This is a genomic window from Enterococcus innesii (assembly GCF_022846515.1).
GTDB classification, from domain to species: Bacteria; Bacillota; Bacilli; order Lactobacillales; family Enterococcaceae; genus Enterococcus_D; species Enterococcus_D innesii.
This window is the reverse complement of record NZ_AP025635.1, coordinates 490,369-505,296: the sequence shown is the minus strand read 5'-3', so window position 1 is coordinate 505,296 and position 14,928 is coordinate 490,369. Positions and strand designations below refer to the sequence as shown.

At 44.6% G+C, this 14,928-nt stretch carries 13 protein-coding genes and 2 other annotated features; of the genes, 9 read left to right on the top strand and 4 right to left on the bottom strand.

What is annotated here, in order from left to right:
* Positions 1-24: 24 nt before the first annotated feature.
* A complete protein-coding gene (locus ENLAB_RS02420) occupies positions 25-1,176 on the top strand; it encodes a glycerate kinase family protein (protein WP_244352430.1) in 1,152 nt (383 codons plus the stop codon).
* Between the two features lie 73 nt (positions 1,177-1,249).
* Here ENLAB_RS02420 and ENLAB_RS02415 read toward each other — a convergent pair whose 3' ends face one another.
* Positions 1,250-1,588, bottom strand: a complete 339-nt coding sequence (locus tag ENLAB_RS02415) for a RidA family protein (RefSeq protein WP_074931685.1) — start codon at positions 1,586-1,588, stop codon at positions 1,250-1,252.
* Between the two features lie 268 nt (positions 1,589-1,856).
* On the opposite strand from ENLAB_RS02415, the gene ENLAB_RS02410 reads away from it, so the two are divergent.
* The gene (locus tag ENLAB_RS02410) at positions 1,857-4,421 is read left to right on the top strand and encodes an HAD-IC family P-type ATPase (RefSeq protein ID WP_195264984.1); all 2,565 of its coding nucleotides are present in this window, start codon (positions 1,857-1,859) and stop codon (positions 4,419-4,421) included.
* A gap of 16 nt (positions 4,422-4,437) precedes the next feature.
* On the opposite strand, the gene mafR is transcribed toward ENLAB_RS02410, so the two are convergent.
* Positions 4,438-5,889, bottom strand: coding sequence for a global transcriptional activator MafR (gene mafR / locus ENLAB_RS02405; protein WP_195264986.1), 1,452 nt, complete (start codon positions 5,887-5,889; stop codon positions 4,438-4,440).
* 393 nt (positions 5,890-6,282) lie between these two features.
* Positions 6,283-6,552 carry a hypothetical protein gene (locus ENLAB_RS02400; RefSeq protein WP_074931674.1) on the bottom strand — a complete coding sequence of 90 codons (270 nt, stop codon included), beginning with the start codon at positions 6,550-6,552 and terminating at the stop codon, positions 6,283-6,285.
* A gap of 269 nt (positions 6,553-6,821) precedes the next feature.
* Positions 6,822-7,036: a binding site (T-box leader), on the top strand.
* A 66-nt stretch (positions 7,037-7,102) separates the two neighbouring features.
* Positions 7,103-7,347 (top strand) — a binding site (T-box leader).
* A gap of 58 nt (positions 7,348-7,405) precedes the next feature.
* Between ENLAB_RS02400 and trpE the strand changes: the two genes are divergently transcribed.
* Genes trpE through trpA form a run of 7 tightly spaced genes read left to right on the top strand, consistent with a single transcriptional unit; the run spans position 7,406 to position 13,816 of the window.
* A complete protein-coding gene (gene trpE, locus ENLAB_RS02395) occupies positions 7,406-8,812 on the top strand; it encodes an anthranilate synthase component I (protein ID WP_244352428.1) in 1,407 nt (468 codons plus the stop codon).
* Positions 8,793-9,371, top strand: a complete 579-nt coding sequence (locus ENLAB_RS02390; RefSeq protein WP_244352426.1) for an aminodeoxychorismate/anthranilate synthase component II — start codon at positions 8,793-8,795, stop codon at positions 9,369-9,371. The genes trpE and ENLAB_RS02390 overlap by 20 nt, the downstream gene beginning before the upstream one ends.
* An 18-nt stretch (positions 9,372-9,389) precedes the next feature.
* Positions 9,390-10,424, top strand: a complete 1,035-nt coding sequence (trpD, locus tag ENLAB_RS02385; RefSeq protein WP_244352424.1) for an anthranilate phosphoribosyltransferase — start codon at positions 9,390-9,392, stop codon at positions 10,422-10,424.
* Between the two features lie 26 nt (positions 10,425-10,450).
* Positions 10,451-11,209: an indole-3-glycerol phosphate synthase TrpC gene (gene trpC / locus ENLAB_RS02380; protein ID WP_244352422.1), complete on the top strand. Its 759-nt coding sequence runs from the start codon at positions 10,451-10,453 to the stop codon at positions 11,207-11,209.
* Complete coding sequence (locus tag ENLAB_RS02375; protein WP_244352420.1) at positions 11,206-11,853, top strand: phosphoribosylanthranilate isomerase; 648 nt, start codon at positions 11,206-11,208, stop codon at positions 11,851-11,853. The genes trpC and ENLAB_RS02375 overlap by 4 nt, the downstream gene beginning before the upstream one ends.
* Positions 11,850-13,043, top strand: a complete 1,194-nt coding sequence (trpB, locus tag ENLAB_RS02370; RefSeq protein WP_244352418.1) for a tryptophan synthase subunit beta — start codon at positions 11,850-11,852, stop codon at positions 13,041-13,043. Before ENLAB_RS02375 ends, trpB begins: the two co-directional genes overlap by 4 nt.
* Positions 13,040-13,816 carry a tryptophan synthase subunit alpha gene (gene trpA, locus ENLAB_RS02365; protein ID WP_244352416.1) on the top strand — a complete coding sequence of 259 codons (777 nt, stop codon included), beginning with the start codon at positions 13,040-13,042 and terminating at the stop codon, positions 13,814-13,816. The genes trpB and trpA overlap by 4 nt, the downstream gene beginning before the upstream one ends.
* 146 nt (positions 13,817-13,962) lie before the next feature.
* Here trpA and ENLAB_RS02360 read toward each other — a convergent pair whose 3' ends face one another.
* Positions 13,963-14,820, bottom strand: coding sequence for a PhzF family phenazine biosynthesis protein (locus ENLAB_RS02360; RefSeq protein WP_244352414.1), 858 nt, complete (start codon positions 14,818-14,820; stop codon positions 13,963-13,965).
* Between the last annotated feature and the right edge of the window lie 108 nt (positions 14,821-14,928).

The following is a 14,928-nucleotide window of genomic DNA, read 5'->3' as shown; positions in this document are numbered from 1 at the left end:
TGATCGTAAATGAGAGGTAGAAAAATGAAAGTTGTAGCAGCAATCGATTCCTTCAAAGGAAGTGCCACTTCCGCAGAATTAAATCAAGCGGTCTTAAGCGGGTTCTCAGACCAGTGGGAAAAACGCAGTATTCCCATCGCTGACGGGGGAGAAGGATCAATGGCAGCAGTCATTGCTGCGCTGGGAGGAAATTACGAAACGGTTTCAGTGACCGCGCCATTAGGCGGTAAGTTGCAAGCCCGTATGTTGGTCAGCAAAATCAACGAAGAAAAAATTGCCCTGATTGAATCTGCAGAAGTGATTGGGTTGCAACTCGTGGAACCTAGTGATGAGACCACCCGCAATAGCTCTTCTTTTGGGTTAGGCCAAATGGTCTTAGCAGCTTGCAAGCAAGGAGTGAAAAAAATTTACCTGACCCTTGGCGGTAGCGGCACTTCTGATGGGGGCGTAGGCTTTTTACTTGCGTTAGGAGCAAAAATCACAACAAATGGGCAAATGGAAAAAAATCCATTGTTGCAAACAGATGCATTAAAACTCAGCGGGTTGAATCCTCTACTTAAGCAAATTGAATTGTTTGCCTTAGCTGATGTAACAAATCCTTATTCAGGTGAACAAGGATTTGCGCCGGTTTTTGGTCCGCAAAAAGGGGCATCCAAAGAAACGATCCAGCAGTTGGATCAGCAAGCAAAGCGTTTGGCTGAACACATCAAGCAAACCACGGGGACCGATCTGGAAGTCCCTGGTGCTGGTGCGTCAGGGGGGCTTGGTGGTGCTGTTCGTTTGGCAGGTGGTCAATTGGTTCCAGGATTTGCGACGATCGCTTCATTGATTGGATTTGAGGAAAAAATCAAAGGCGCAGATTTGTTGATCACCGGTGAAGGACGCATCGATGGGCAAACCGCTGGGGGAAAAGTACCCTATGGCGTCGCGTTGCTCGCCCACAAACATCAGGTCCCAGTCGTTGCCATCTGCGGCTCTCGAAGCGACGATCTAGGAAAACTGTCGCAACTCTTATCTGCCGTCTTTTGTATCCAGCAAGGTCCGATTTCGTTGACAGAAGCGATGGAGAAAAAGCGAACCTTAGTGAATGCTCAACAGACTGCTCAAGCGATCGCTGGTTTTGTGGAGCAGTGGCAAAAAAAGATCGAATCAGACGTTTCAGAAGGGACTGAATAAGAAGATGACACCAAAAAAACTTCGTACAAAAGGCAGCAGCCGGTACGAAGTTTTTTGGTGTTTTTCTCTATGCTTAAGCCATGGTAGCTTGTGCTTCAATCTCTACTTTAAATTCAGGTGCAACCAATCCGGCGACGATGACGAGACTCATAGCCGGTTTGTTTTCTGCCAAAATAGCTGTAAACGCCGTACGGACAGCAGATAAGTAGGCAGCATCCGTTAAAAAGACGGTCATTTTGACCACTGATGACCAAGACAGTTGATTGGCTGATAAATGCTCTTCGATTTTCTTCAAAACGATGGCTGTTTGCTCTTGCGGGTCCTCAGGTGTGGCTCCGTCTTGTGACGGCGTTTGACCAGAAATGAAAAGAAAAGGTCCTTGCGCGATTTTTGAATCGGTATAGATTGCCATTTATTTTCTCCTTTCTTCTATCTTACCTTTGGATGATGGGGACAGATAGCAATTGATTGGGTGTGTCTTAGTTTACTTGATTCCACCTACAAAAACAATCAACAAACGTTTTCTGTTGGTTTTGTGAAACCACGGGACGAAGCCGCCCTTCCCCTTTAATAAAAGCACTCATTTTTTTCAGTCTCCGCTGAAATTATCGCCAGAATTTTATGGTTTTAATGTTTTATACTATGTTCAGATCAAATAAATAAACAAGGAGGAAAAAAATATGAATTGGTACAAAAACACAACAGAAGAACTATTACACACGTTACAAACAACACGGCAGGGCCTTTCCTCCGAAGAACGCAATCAGCGTTTAGCAAAGCAAGGTGAAAATAAAATTACTGAGGCAGCGCAGATCCCCACATGGAAGAAAGTCGGCAAGCACTTTACCGACTTACTGATGTTGGTCTTGATCGTCGCAGCCGTCTTAAAAGGGATTTCTGGTGATTATATCGAAAGCGGCATTATTATGGCGGTCGTCGTCATCAATGGATTAGTCGGCTACTGGCAAGAGCGCAAAGCCCAAGAATCACTGGATGGATTGAAGCAGTTCATGGGGCAAGAAGCAACGATTTATGTTCACGGCCGCAAGAAGAAAATTGCTGTTTCTTCCTTAGTAAATGGAGATTTAGTCGTTTTAGGACCAGGAGATGTCGTACCAGCAGATATGCGCTTGATCGAAACCCATGATCTTGTGATTGAAGAGTCGATTTTAACTGGCGAATCTGAGCCTGTTCAAAAAATGACCGAGGCTATTACTCAGGAAAGTACGATTGGCGACCAGCGGAATATGGCGTTTTCTGGTACCCATGTAGAAAGCGGAACTGCCAGCGGGATCGTCGTTGAAACAGGCGACGATACACAAATCGGCCAGATCAATCAAGCAATTCAGTCTGTGAAAGCGCAAGAAACCCCGTTGATCAAAAAAATGAAGCAATTGAATCACCAAATCTTTAAAGGAATTATCGGATTAGTGATTTTCTTGATCTTCTTTACTACCTTCCGCTACGGCTTTGATCTTGATCTCTTGTTCTCATCAGGTATTGCATTAGTTGTAGCAATGATTCCTGAGGGCTTGCCAGCCGTGCTGACCATGATTTTATCGATGGGTGTCAAGGAAATGTCTGAGGAGCAAGCAATCATCAAAACGATGCCATCAGTGGAGACACTAGGTGCCATGACGGTGATTTGTTCAGATAAAACAGGAACCTTGACCAAAAATGAAATGACGGTTGTCGATGTCTTGGTTGAGTCGAACGTGGATAAAGAAATGGTGCTTGATATTATGGCAAATTGTCAAGATTTGAAGCAGGACGAAGAACAAAAGGCTGCGGATCTCGTTGGGAACCCAACCGAAAAAGCCTTGTTGCAATACGCAGAATCAGCGCAGCAACCATTGCGTAAAACAGTCGATAAGATTCCTTTTAATTCCTCTTACAAGTACATGGCAACCCGTCATCAAAATCAAGAAGAGCCGAATGCCTCGGTAATTTTTGTCAAAGGTGCGCCAGAAGTATTGCTTGAGAAAAGCCAACTGACTTCAGATCAAAAGCAATGGTGGTTAGATGAAAGTGCAAAATTAGCAGCGAAAGGGCAGCGGCTGATTGGCTTTGCGCATCTGACGCTGTCGGCACAGGAGTCCTTGTCCCACGAAGCACTAACGAAATTAACCTTTGTTGGGATCGCTGGCATCATTGATCCTCCGAAAGACAGTGCCATCAAAGCAGTAAAAGAGTGCTTGCAAGCGGGCATCCAAGTCAAAATGATCACAGGAGACCATGGCAAGACCGCTCAAGCCATCGGCAAGCAAATTGGCTTGAAGCACACGAATCACGTGTTGGAAGGGCTAGAAATCGACCTGTTGTCGGAGGAAGAATTGCAGCAAGCAGTCCAAAAGACAGATATCTTTGCTCGAACGACCCCAGAGCATAAATTACGAATCGTCAGTGCTTTGCAGGCGAATGAAGAGATCGTCGGAATGACCGGCGATGGCGTTAACGATGCACCAGCGCTGAAAAAAGCCGACATTGGGATCGCTATGGGAATCAAAGGCAGTGAAGTAACCAAGCAAGCAGCCGATATGGTTTTGGCAGACGATAATTTTCATACGATCGCCAATGCCGTCCGCGTGGGTCGTCGGATCTACGATAATTTGAAGAAAACCATCAACTTCTTCTTACCAACGGCCGTTGCACAAGGATTGATCGTTATTGCGGCTCTCTTGTTGAACCGACCACTGCCACTGACACCTGTACAAATTTTATGGGTAAATATGGTGACAACCATCACGCTTTCATACGCACTAGGTTTTGAAAAGGCGAGTGCGGATGTTATGAATCGACCACCACGGCCAATCAAAGAAGGCATCTTATCTTGGTACAGTCTGTTCCGTATCTTCTACGTCTCGTTGTTAATCATGATTCCTTCCTACGTCTTAGCGATTCAGTTTGAAGGAACGGTCCTTCAGCAAAGCATGCTACTGCAAAGTATCGTCTTCGCCCAAGCGGTCTACTTGTTGAACTGTCGTGAGCTGGTAAATCCGGCGTTGAATCGCCAACTCTTTGCCAATAAAGCACTCTTAGTCTCCCTGGCACTACTGATCGTATTGCAGGCAGCGATTTTCCTAACACCTATCGGACACCAGCTTTTAGGGATCGGTTCTTTGACGCTGATGCAGCAGTTGAGTATTGCAGCCAACGGGGCACTTCTTTTCACACTCGTCGAAGGTGAGAAATTTATTACAAATAAGTTGCAAGGACGTCAAAAAGCTGCCCCAGTGAAACAATAAAGGCAGCTTGATGATTCTAGTGATAACTTAAATAATAGGTTTGAATGAGCTCAGTCACTTGATTGAGCTCATTTTTGGTTGGTACCATCGATAAATAAAAGACTGGGACAGGAGCATCATCTAATGGAAAATTTGATAAGACAAAATCAACGTCGATTGCCGATAGCCCTTCTAGTTGACCTGGTTCGATGGCTGATAAAAGGATACGAGCTCCGAGAAAGTCATTCAATTCTTGTAAAAGGTAAGCTTTCCATGCCGGCTCCCCTTGAAAGACAAAGTATCCCTTTGCTCGGATAGGGTTGATTTGTAAAATTGCTTGTTGAATCAACAAGGTGGTGGTAGACCACAAAGGGAAACTCGTCTCCCTTTGGCTGCTTGTCTGCTCCTCTAAAAAGTCATGGATCGTTGCTTCGATCGGTAACGAATAGGGCTGATTCAGGCGCTGGATCTCGTGAAATTCTAACCCAAACCATTCTGAGAGTTTGGCAGACTCTTGCGTTTTGATCAAGAGCAGCAACAGATTCTCAATCAGTTGCGTCCCACTAGCGAGAGGTAGCTGCAGCAAGCGGGCTAATTTTTCGACAAAATAGGTTGTTTTTTTATAAATGGCTTGATACGTTTCAAGGGTTGTTTGAATTGTTTCGGACCATTCATTATTGTAGTTCCAACTTTCTAAAAAGCAATAGAAGCTAAAGAAGTGTTCGCTGCGCTCTAAATAAACACCTTCTTTTTGATAGAGCTGACTTAATGGCTGTTGGAAAAGGCCATAAAGGGGATCATCTTCATTAAATTCGAAGGAATCAATGCGGCAATTGGCTTTGATACGGATTGAATTGATAAAAAACCAGCAGGTGCCGAAGATTTGTTCCACATCAATTTGCAGCTTGGCTTTTGCCAAGCGATCCAAGAAATGATAATAGTGGGACTCATGAATCGTATATTCCTCAAAAAAGTAATTGTTATGGGTGTAAGGCAGTAAAAGACGATGGAAGAAGACGCGAATATTGATCTCACTTCCTTCAAAACGAATCACTCGATTTGTGACGCGAATCCGCAAAGAAAAATCCGTCAGACTTTTGTTTAATTTTGAGATATGCCGCCGCAGGGTTTCATAGGAAGTCCCTGTTTGGCTAAGAATCTCTTGGGTACGGAGTTCGCTAGAAAAAAGCAATGCTTTCATTAAAGAAACTCCGATCGATTGAGGAAAAAATGTTTCCCATAGCTGACTCATCAGCAATGGGCCATCATGGGTCAAAGCAAAGCCACTACTGGCAGCTTCGATCTGCCAACCATCAGGTAATTGTTGACGAATATAGGTTATATCAGAAAAAACCGTTCGTTCCGTCGTATTGATTAGTTCTGCCAAATGTTTGGCAGTGATTATTTTGTGATTGGCCAACTGTTCCAAGAGCAAGATCTGGCGCAACAAATCTTTCTCCGTAATGATTTTTTTCATCATCCCATCCATGACAAAAACTTCCTTTCCCACAAGTAATCAAAAGAACCGAGGTCTTATTCAAATAAGTTAGCTGTTGTTCTCTTGATTTTAACTTAAAGTTAAGGACTTGGCTATGCGAAATAATTGATCTGTTGCGGAAAATAAGCAAGCTTATTTAGTGGAAAGGTGTAACGATTTAGAAAATTAGAAGAAAACGAACCGTATAATAGAACAAAAAAACTTCTTTGTGTGAGAAGTATAGTGATTATATCGAAGGAATCGTAAGCTGATTAGCACAAGAAATGGACGAAGATCTGTATCCTCCGTCGACAAATGTTATTATTTGAAATGAAAAGATAAGTAATACTAATAAACAAAATGCTTAATTATCGTTCATAAAATAAATGACTATATCTTTATTAGCTATATATCTATTAGATATTCATATTCTTTAAGTTTACGGTAGAGTGCTTGAGCTTCTTTTGTCAGTTTTACTTTGGAACCAAAACATTTTCTCTTACTAGAAGTTAAAAGTTTTCTATGAAGAGAATGATTGATAATTGTTTCAATTTCGTCTTGTTCTCGTTTAGATAAGCTAATGTTTTTATCGCCGTTTTTTATTGTAGAATAGGTATATTCCAAACAACTCATTTTATATATAAAAGCAGAGAATTCTTTTTTATCTACTATCATATAACCTTCCTTTCTTATTTACTCGTAGAAAGCATACATAAGTTCCTTTCCTAAAGCAAATTGCTTTTTTCATGCATTGGTGAAATGTCCGGGGATTTCTATGGAAAATGAAGAAAATGGCCTTTTTTTCTATGATTTATAGAAATTTTTCATAATTGTTAATAGTGAATAAGATTGATTTTAAGTATAATTTAAAAAATAAAAGAACAAAATGATCTTTTCCTGTTGACAGATCAGCAAAAGCCACGTAATATAACTACCAATAACTCATTAAGACCATACAAAAGAGAAGTATGAGGATGTTCGTCTTGCAGAGAGCTGATGGTGGTGTAAATCAGCAGATGGATGCTTCAGAAATGGACTTTTGTGTCGAAAGGCTGAAATCAGTAGGCTTTTTCCGGGAACTCCCGTTACAGAGAGCGATCGTTGATAGACGATCTAGAGAGAACCAATTGAGGTGGCACCGTGAGTAATCGCCCTCAGGCAGACAAGTTTGTTTGCCTGAGGGCTTTTTTGTTTTTTTGCCCCTCGATCAATGAGAAAAATAGCAACAAAATCAAACTAAGAGAAGTACTTGAATATTTTTGGCTACAGAAAGTCGGCGATGATGAGAGTCCGATATCAAGAAATCAAGGAAATGGCCTTAGCCGATCATTTTTTGAACCCTTTTTTGGCAGTAGGAAAATGCGGGAACTCCCGTTATAGAGGAAGACCGTTGTTAGACGGTTGATAGAGATGAAGTTGTTCATTTGGGCAACTTCAATTGAGGTGGTACCGCGATCATTCGCCCTCAAGCAGACGTTTTTATGGCGTTTGCTTGAGGGCTTTTTGTTTACAAAGAAAGGAGCAGCTTATGTATCGAATGGAACGAATCAACAGCGATTGTTTGACACCTGTCTCAGTGTTTTTACGGATTCAAGGGGCGCACAAATGTTTATTGGAAAGTATTCCCAGAGAAGAAGATACCGGACGCTATTCGATCCTTACCTTTGATCCCGTTCAGAAACTGACATTTAAGGATGGTGTTTTTCAAGTGGAGGATCTTTTGAAAAAAACGGTCAACAAGTATCCCTGCCAGGACCCTTTAAAAGAAATGGAACGATATGTAGTAAAAAAAGAAATCACCGCTTTACCGGATCTGCCGTTGCAAAGTGGGGCTATCGGGTATGCGGGCTATGATATCGCCGCTTGCTATGAAGACATTGGACAACTGCCCGCAGATGAATTGCAGGTGCCTGATATGGCCTTTTGGCTTTTCGAAACTTTTCTCGTTTTGGACCATCAGACGGAAACTTTAACGATCATTCTTGAAAATTGCTACAGCCAAAGAGGAACCGTCGAGATGGAGCAGGTATTGCAAGCAGTGCAGCAGCAGTTAAGGACACCAGTCGCCGCTGAGACCCGTGTATTGTCAAACGAAAACCTACATTTTACCAGCAATGTCACACAGCAAGCCTATGAAGCGATCGTTCAAGAGGCGAAAGCTCGGATTACGGCGGGAGACATGTTCCAAGTTGTTCCTTCGCAACGTCTGAAAGCGTCATTTAAACAAGAGCCCTTTGACTATTACCGCAAACTGCGAGTGACAAATCCTTCCGCTTACCTCTATTATCTTGATTTCGATCAAGGATTCAAAGTAATCGGTAGCTCACCTGAAAGCCTGATTCGCGTTCAAGGCGACGAAATCACCACAAATCCCATCGCTGGTACCCGCAAACGAGGGGCGACCAAAGCGGAAGACGAAGCTTTAGCAAATGAACTGTTGGCAGATGAAAAAGAGCGTGCGGAGCACCAGATGCTGATCGATCTTGGACGCAATGATTTAGGGCGGATCGCTGAACATGGGACGGTTCATGTTCCTTTATACATGGTGATCGAGAAATACCGCTATGTCATGCACATCGTTTCGGTAGTGGCTGCCAAGCGCAGAGCAGGTGTGACGGCAATGGATGCCTTGAAAGCAACCCTGCCAGCAGGCACGGTCAGCGGGGCACCAAAGATTCGTGCCATGACACGCATCTATCAGTGGGAAGCTGTTCGAAGAGGGGTCTATGCGGGAGCCGTTGGGTATTTTTCTCGTAATGATCAAGCGGATTTTGCCATCGGGATTCGGACAATGGTTTTGAAAGACGAGATCGCTTATGTCCAGGCAGGGGCGGGTGTCGTCTATGATTCTGATCCTTCATCTGAATACCAAGAAACATTACACAAAGCCAAAGCACTATTGGAGGTGTCAGCCAATGATTTTACTCGTCGATAATTATGATTCCTTTACGTATAACTTAGTCCAGCAATGTCCAGCGGATACGATCGTCTTGCGAAATGACGATCCAGAGCTTTTTATTGTTGCTAAAGAAGCAGATGGCATCATTTTTTCTCCAGGACCAGGACGGCCCGAAGAGGCAGGATTCATGATTCCTTTGATCAAAACTTACCAAGATAGCAAGCCGCTTTTAGGTATCTGCTTAGGGCATCAAGCCATTGGTGAAGCGTTTGGTGCCACAGTGGTCCAAGCACCAGCCATTATGCACGGCAAGCAATCGAGCCTTACGTATCAGAAAAAAGGCGTGTTCGAAACCTATCTAGGAGATATGACGGTCATGCGCTATCACTCGCTGGTCATTGAGCCAGCGACACTCCCAGCGGAATTTGAGGTATTGGCTGAAACAGAAGGGATCATCATGGCGATTCAGCATCGCGAAAAACCAATCGTAGGACTCCAATTCCATCCAGAATCAATGGGAACAAACGAGGGGGCATTTTTCATAGAACAGTTTCTTGGACTCGTCTCAGATAATACAGCAAAAAAAACAAGATGAAAAAAGGAGGAATCGTAAATGCAAGCAATAAAAAAACAGCCGCCGCAACAAATCACTCAGCAATTATTTAATGGCCGTCATTTAAGTTATCAGGAGATGCGCCACTTTGCTCAAGGAATTTTAAGCGGGGTGTTTTCAGAAAGTCAATTGGGGGCAGCATTAGTTGCGATGAAGATCAACGGCATCACAGCTGCCGAATTGACTGCTTTAGCAGAAATTATGTTAGAGCATGCCGTGACCATTCCTTATGAAGGAGGAGACGCCATGGACAATTGCGGTACTGGCGGCGACCACTCCAATAGTTTTAATGTCTCTACAACGGCAGCCTTCGTTTTATCCGCCGGGGGAATCACGATGGCAAAACACGGCAATCGCAGTATCTCTAGTCGTTCAGGCAGTGCCGATGTCTTAGCCTGCTTGGGGGTATCGATCCAAGCATCGCCAGAAAAAATCGCTGATCTATTGGCAACAGTCGGCATCGCGTTTCTCTTCGCCCCGTCGTTGCATCCGGGGATGAAAGCAGTGATGAAGATACGGCAAGAATTAGCAACACCAACGATTTTTAACCTACTCGGGCCCTTGATCAATCCTGTGCCATTGACCACTCAACTGATCGGTACCTACGCCGGCGAGAGCTTGGCCGACACCGCTCAGGCGTTAGGCAGTCTTGGTCGACAACGAGCAATGGTGATCCATGGAAGCAATGGGATGGATGAAGCTAATTTGGCAGGTGAAACGGCGATCAGTTTTTATCACGAAGGAAAGGTGACGAATTTTTCTTTGGATCCGCAAGCGTATGGCTTTACGTCAGCACCGATCAAGGCGATCGTTGGCGGGGATGCCGCTCAAAACGCCGCGATCTTAACTGCGGTGTTGAAAAATCAACCTTCCGTTTATCTTGAGACAGTGGTCTTAAATGCAGGCTTAGGCTTTTACGCCAACGGCAAAGCCGCCACCCTAGCGGAAGGCTTTGAGATGGCACGAGCGTGTATCGCTTCGGGCGCCGCCTACGACAAACTGCAGATGCTGATTCGTCAGTCAAATAGTCAATAACTACGAAAGTTGTAAGGAGGAGAAACATGGATTTTTTAGAAACGATCATCCAGAAAAAAGTTGAAGAAGTTGCCGCGATGCCACAAGAAACCGAAAAGGTCGTAGCGAAACGCCCATCATTTTATCAGCATGTCAAGGACCAACCACAGAAGATGCACCTTATTGCTGAAATCAAGCGTGCTTCACCCTCCAAAGGAGACATCAACCAAGGGATCGATCCTGTCGCTCAAGCGCAAGCGTATGAAGCTGCAGGTGTCAGCGGGATTTCCGTTTTGACCGACCAGCAGTTTTTTAACGGCTCGCTGGCAGATCTTGAAGCAGTCAGTAATGCCGTTTCGGTGCCTATACTATGCAAAGACTTCATTATCGACAAAAAACAATTGATTCGCGCCAAAAATGCGGGTGCCAGTATCGTTTTATTGATCGTGGCTGCGTTGGAGCCAGCCCGTTTCGTCGCGCTGTATCAAGAAGCCGAAGCACTAGAGTTGGAAGTACTCGTTGAGACTCATAATGCGGCAGAATTTCAACAAGCCCAAGCAGTAGGTGCCAAAATCATCGGCGTCAACAATCGCGACCTAAAAACTTTTGACGTTTCCTTGGATGTAAGTGTTGCTCTAGCGCCTCAGCCATCAGAGGCGATTTACATCAGCGAATCTGGTATTCGAACTGCCGCCGATGTGCTGCAGCTTGCACCGTTTTATCATGGAGTCCTCGTTGGAGAAACGTTGATGAGAAGCAATCGAATTGCTGAAACAGCGGCAGATTTGCAGGTGAGCCGCCCATGACCAAAGTGAAAATTTGCGGACTCACCGAACGCTTCCATGTCGAAGCTGCCATCAATGCTGGAGCAGATTACCTTGGCTTTGTTTTTGCCGAAAGCCGCCGGAGAATCGATCCGACACAAGTCCGCAAGATAACGGAGCAAGTACCCCAAAATATAGGAAAAGTCGGAGTTTTCGTTTCTCCAAGTTTTGAAGAAGTGCAAGCAGTAATTCAAGCCGCCCAGCTGACAGCGATTCAGCTCCATGGAAAGGTCCTGCTATCTTTGCAAACAGCCATCCAAAAGGGGGTTTTTGCTCATCAAAAGATCGCAGTGATCCAAGCCTTTGATGGAGAAGCAGATACTTTAGAACAAGATTTCCTAAGCTGCGATGCAGATTTTGGGTTATTGGACGCTCCAGTAAGAGATCACCCTTATGCTGGCGGCAACGGCCAATCCTTTGATTGGCAAAAAGCGGCGAGAAAACCGTTGCCGTTGTCTGAGCGATTTTTTATTGCTGGCGGTTTGCACGCGGAAAATGTAGAAGAGGCGATCCAACTTTTTAGGCCTTATGCTGTCGATGTTTCTTCAGGCGTGGAAACTCAGGGCAAGAAAGACAGTCGGAAAATCGAACAATTTATTCACTTAGTAAAGGAGAAAAAAAGATGACTCAGTATCCCACAAAAGCAGGATTTTATGGTTCTTTTGGCGGACAGTTTGTGCCAGAGACATTGATGTATGCAGTCAAGCAATTAGAAACTGTCTACCGTGAAGCACAAGCGGACGCAAGTTTTCAAGCAGAGTTGCAGGAATATTTGCAAGAATATGTAGGAAGAGAGACCCCCCTTTATCATGCACAGCGCTTGTCACAACACTTAGGCGGTGCCAAAATTTATCTGAAGCGAGAAGATTTGAATCATACGGGCGCCCATAAAATCAATAATGCACTTGGCCAAGTCTTATTAGCAAAACGGATGGGGAAAAAGAAAGTGGTAGCGGAGACCGGTGCTGGGCAGCATGGCGTCGCCACCGCGACTGCGGCCGCGTTGTTCGGTATGGAATGCACGATTTTTATGGGCGCAGTAGATGTTCAGCGGCAAGCACTAAACGTCTTTCGAATGGAATTATTGGGAGCAAAAGTGGTTTCAGTCACTTCAGGCAATCAGACATTGAAAGATGCTGTCAATGAAGCGCTGCGCTACTGGGTCGCAACCGTCGAGGACACTCATTACGTGATGGGTTCCGTACTCGGTCCGCATCCTTTTCCAGAGATCGTTCGAGATTTTCAAAGTGTGATTGGCAGTGAGACACGGCGACAACTATTAGAAAAAGAAGGACAACTACCAACGACAGTCGTTGCGTGTGTTGGCGGCGGCAGCAATGCAATGGGGATGTTTTACCCTTTTATCGACGATCAGACCGTTCGTTTGATTGGCGTTGAAGCAGCAGGAAAAGGCGTGGATACTACCGAGCATGCGGCGACTTTAACGAAAGGCAGTATCGGTATTTTGCATGGTACCAAAATGCATTTGCTGCAAGACGATGATGGGCAAGTGATTGAACCTTATTCGATTTCAGCCGGCTTGGATTATCCAGGGGTCGGTCCCGAGCATTCTTATTTGAAGGAAATCAAGCGAGCGGAGTATTTCGCTGTCACTGATGAAGAAGCCGTTGACGCCTTTTATCTCTTGTCTCAAATCGAAGGCATTATTCCTGCTTTGGAAAGTGCTCATGCCGTTGCCTATGCCTTAAAGTTAGCCCCAACAATGACAGCAGAAGAACGCTTAGTGATCTGTTTGTCTGGGCGAGGGGACAAAGATGTTCAACAAATCAAAGACCGGAAAGGAGCAGCGAAATGACCAGCAAAACATTGACGATGAAACTAAAGGAGCGCCAAAAACAAGGCAAGCCACTGTTTGTCCCTTATATCATGGCGGGGGCCAACGGACTGGAACGCCTGCCAGCAGAAATCGAACTGTTGACGACACATGGCGCCGCCGCCATTGAAATCGGCGTGCCCTTTTCAGACCCGGTCGCAGATGGACCGATCATTCAAGCAGCTGGAATGCAGGCATTAGCCAATGGCACCACTTTAAAAAAGATCATTGCTGCGCTGCAAACCATCCATTCCGAGGTTCCACTGGTATTGATGGGGTATGCCAACTCATTCTTTCATTATGGCATTGAACAGCTAGCAAATGAATTAAAAACGACGGATGTGAAAGGGGTGATTATTCCAGATTTGCCCTTTGAACATCGATCGCTAGTAACGCCTACGTTTGATGCGGCGGATCTCGCGCTGATCACATTGGTTTCCTTGACCAGTCCGCCAGACAGAATTCAGACACTGATCGAAGAAGCGGAAGGATTCATTTATGCTGTGACAGTGAACGGTGTCACTGGAGAAGATCGCCAATACAACGAACAGCTGGATCAGCATTTGCAAGCCATTTCGGAAAAAAGTCCGATTCCAGTACTAGCTGGTTTCGGGGTCTCGACCCATGCAGACGTGCAGCGCTTTGCCCAAGTGTGCGATGGGGTAGTGATCGGTTCAAAAATTGTAGCAGCCTTACAAAACGAGCCACTGCCTGAAGTCAGTGAGCTGTTAGCAGAACTTGTTGGTAAGCCATAGAAAATCAATGTGAGGAAAGAACCCGATTTGGGTTCTTTTTTTTGAGAAAACTAGTATTCGAGGTACTGATGGGCTGTTATGGAAAAAAGAACGTGATTTGTGAAGAGGAAAAAAGGCTGATGGAAGATCAGTCCAAATTCCCATGATTATGCCAGTGTATCGGTGTCGATGGTGACCGTCTCGCAATAATGCCCTCTGCCCCCAACGTAAACATGTTGGATTTCCTTTTGTGAGTTCGTTGCGAGTTTAACAAAAATTTCAGAAGGTTCACTTAAATTGCTGCCTTGCTCAAAACGATACACTTCTTTTTCGAGAGCACACTTTTGATACAAGAAGCAAGCCAAAGCGGCATTGGAAGTGCCTGTGGCAGATTCTTCATTGATGTCAAACAATGGGGCAAAGTTACGGCAAACGATTCGTTCTTTTTCCATTGCATATAAGTGCATGCCAACTACTTGTTGAAGCGCACTTACTTTTTTTATTTCCTCAAAATCAGGTACAACTTGCTGCAACTGCGCCGTTGTTTTGATTGGAACAAGGATATCCTTTAATCCAGTCGAAACGATTTGAATAGGAATTTGATCATTGATAGCATTGGTATCGAAACAGTCAGCTAATTGTTCTAGTGAAAGCACATCTGAAAACAGCGGTTTGTTCTGTTCCATGAAAATAACACCGTCTTTGATGGTGATCGACAAACGTCCGGCGTTGGTGTCGATGCGATACTGTTGCTTGGAAAGTTTGTTTAGATACGATAATAGGGCAAAGGAAGCGATTGTTGCATGTCCGCATAAGTCAACTTCTTCTTTTGGCGTAAAATAGTCAAATCGGAAATCGGCCTGCGGGGCTTTCGATAAAAAAGCTGTTTCTGAAAAGCCTAACTCTTTTGCGACGGCTAACTTTTGTTGTGGCGTAAGGGGCTGTTCCAGCAGAACGACTCCAGCCTTGTTGCCCCCCGTTTGGTTTTTACTAAACCCACTTGCGATATGTACCGTTATCTCCATAGGACACCTGCTTTCTTTTTGATAGCTCCCTTTCCCCCGAAAAAAAACTTCTTTGAATTATCTTCATCATTGATTTCCACAGGGGGGTTCAATCCGAGTGATTAAAGA

Coding starts and splice junctions, on each gene's coding strand:
- ENLAB_RS02420 (WP_244352430.1), top strand. CDS start 25: ATGAAAGTTGTAGCAGCAATCGATTCCTTCAAAGGAAGTGCCACTTCC.
- ENLAB_RS02415 (WP_074931685.1), bottom strand. CDS start 1,588: ATGGCAATCTATACCGATTCAAAAATCGCGCAAGGACCTTTTCTTTTC.
- ENLAB_RS02410 (WP_195264984.1), top strand. CDS start 1,857: ATGAATTGGTACAAAAACACAACAGAAGAACTATTACACACGTTACAA.
- mafR (WP_195264986.1), bottom strand. CDS start 5,889: ATGGATGGGATGATGAAAAAAATCATTACGGAGAAAGATTTGTTGCGC.
- ENLAB_RS02400 (WP_074931674.1), bottom strand. CDS start 6,552: ATGATAGTAGATAAAAAAGAATTCTCTGCTTTTATATATAAAATGAGT.
- trpE (WP_244352428.1), top strand. CDS start 7,406: ATGTATCGAATGGAACGAATCAACAGCGATTGTTTGACACCTGTCTCA.
- ENLAB_RS02390 (WP_244352426.1), top strand. CDS start 8,793: ATGATTTTACTCGTCGATAATTATGATTCCTTTACGTATAACTTAGTC.
- trpD (WP_244352424.1), top strand. CDS start 9,390: ATGCAAGCAATAAAAAAACAGCCGCCGCAACAAATCACTCAGCAATTA.
- trpC (WP_244352422.1), top strand. CDS start 10,451: ATGGATTTTTTAGAAACGATCATCCAGAAAAAAGTTGAAGAAGTTGCC.
- ENLAB_RS02375 (WP_244352420.1), top strand. CDS start 11,206: ATGACCAAAGTGAAAATTTGCGGACTCACCGAACGCTTCCATGTCGAA.
- trpB (WP_244352418.1), top strand. CDS start 11,850: ATGACTCAGTATCCCACAAAAGCAGGATTTTATGGTTCTTTTGGCGGA.
- trpA (WP_244352416.1), top strand. CDS start 13,040: ATGACCAGCAAAACATTGACGATGAAACTAAAGGAGCGCCAAAAACAA.
- ENLAB_RS02360 (WP_244352414.1), bottom strand. CDS start 14,820: ATGGAGATAACGGTACATATCGCAAGTGGGTTTAGTAAAAACCAAACG.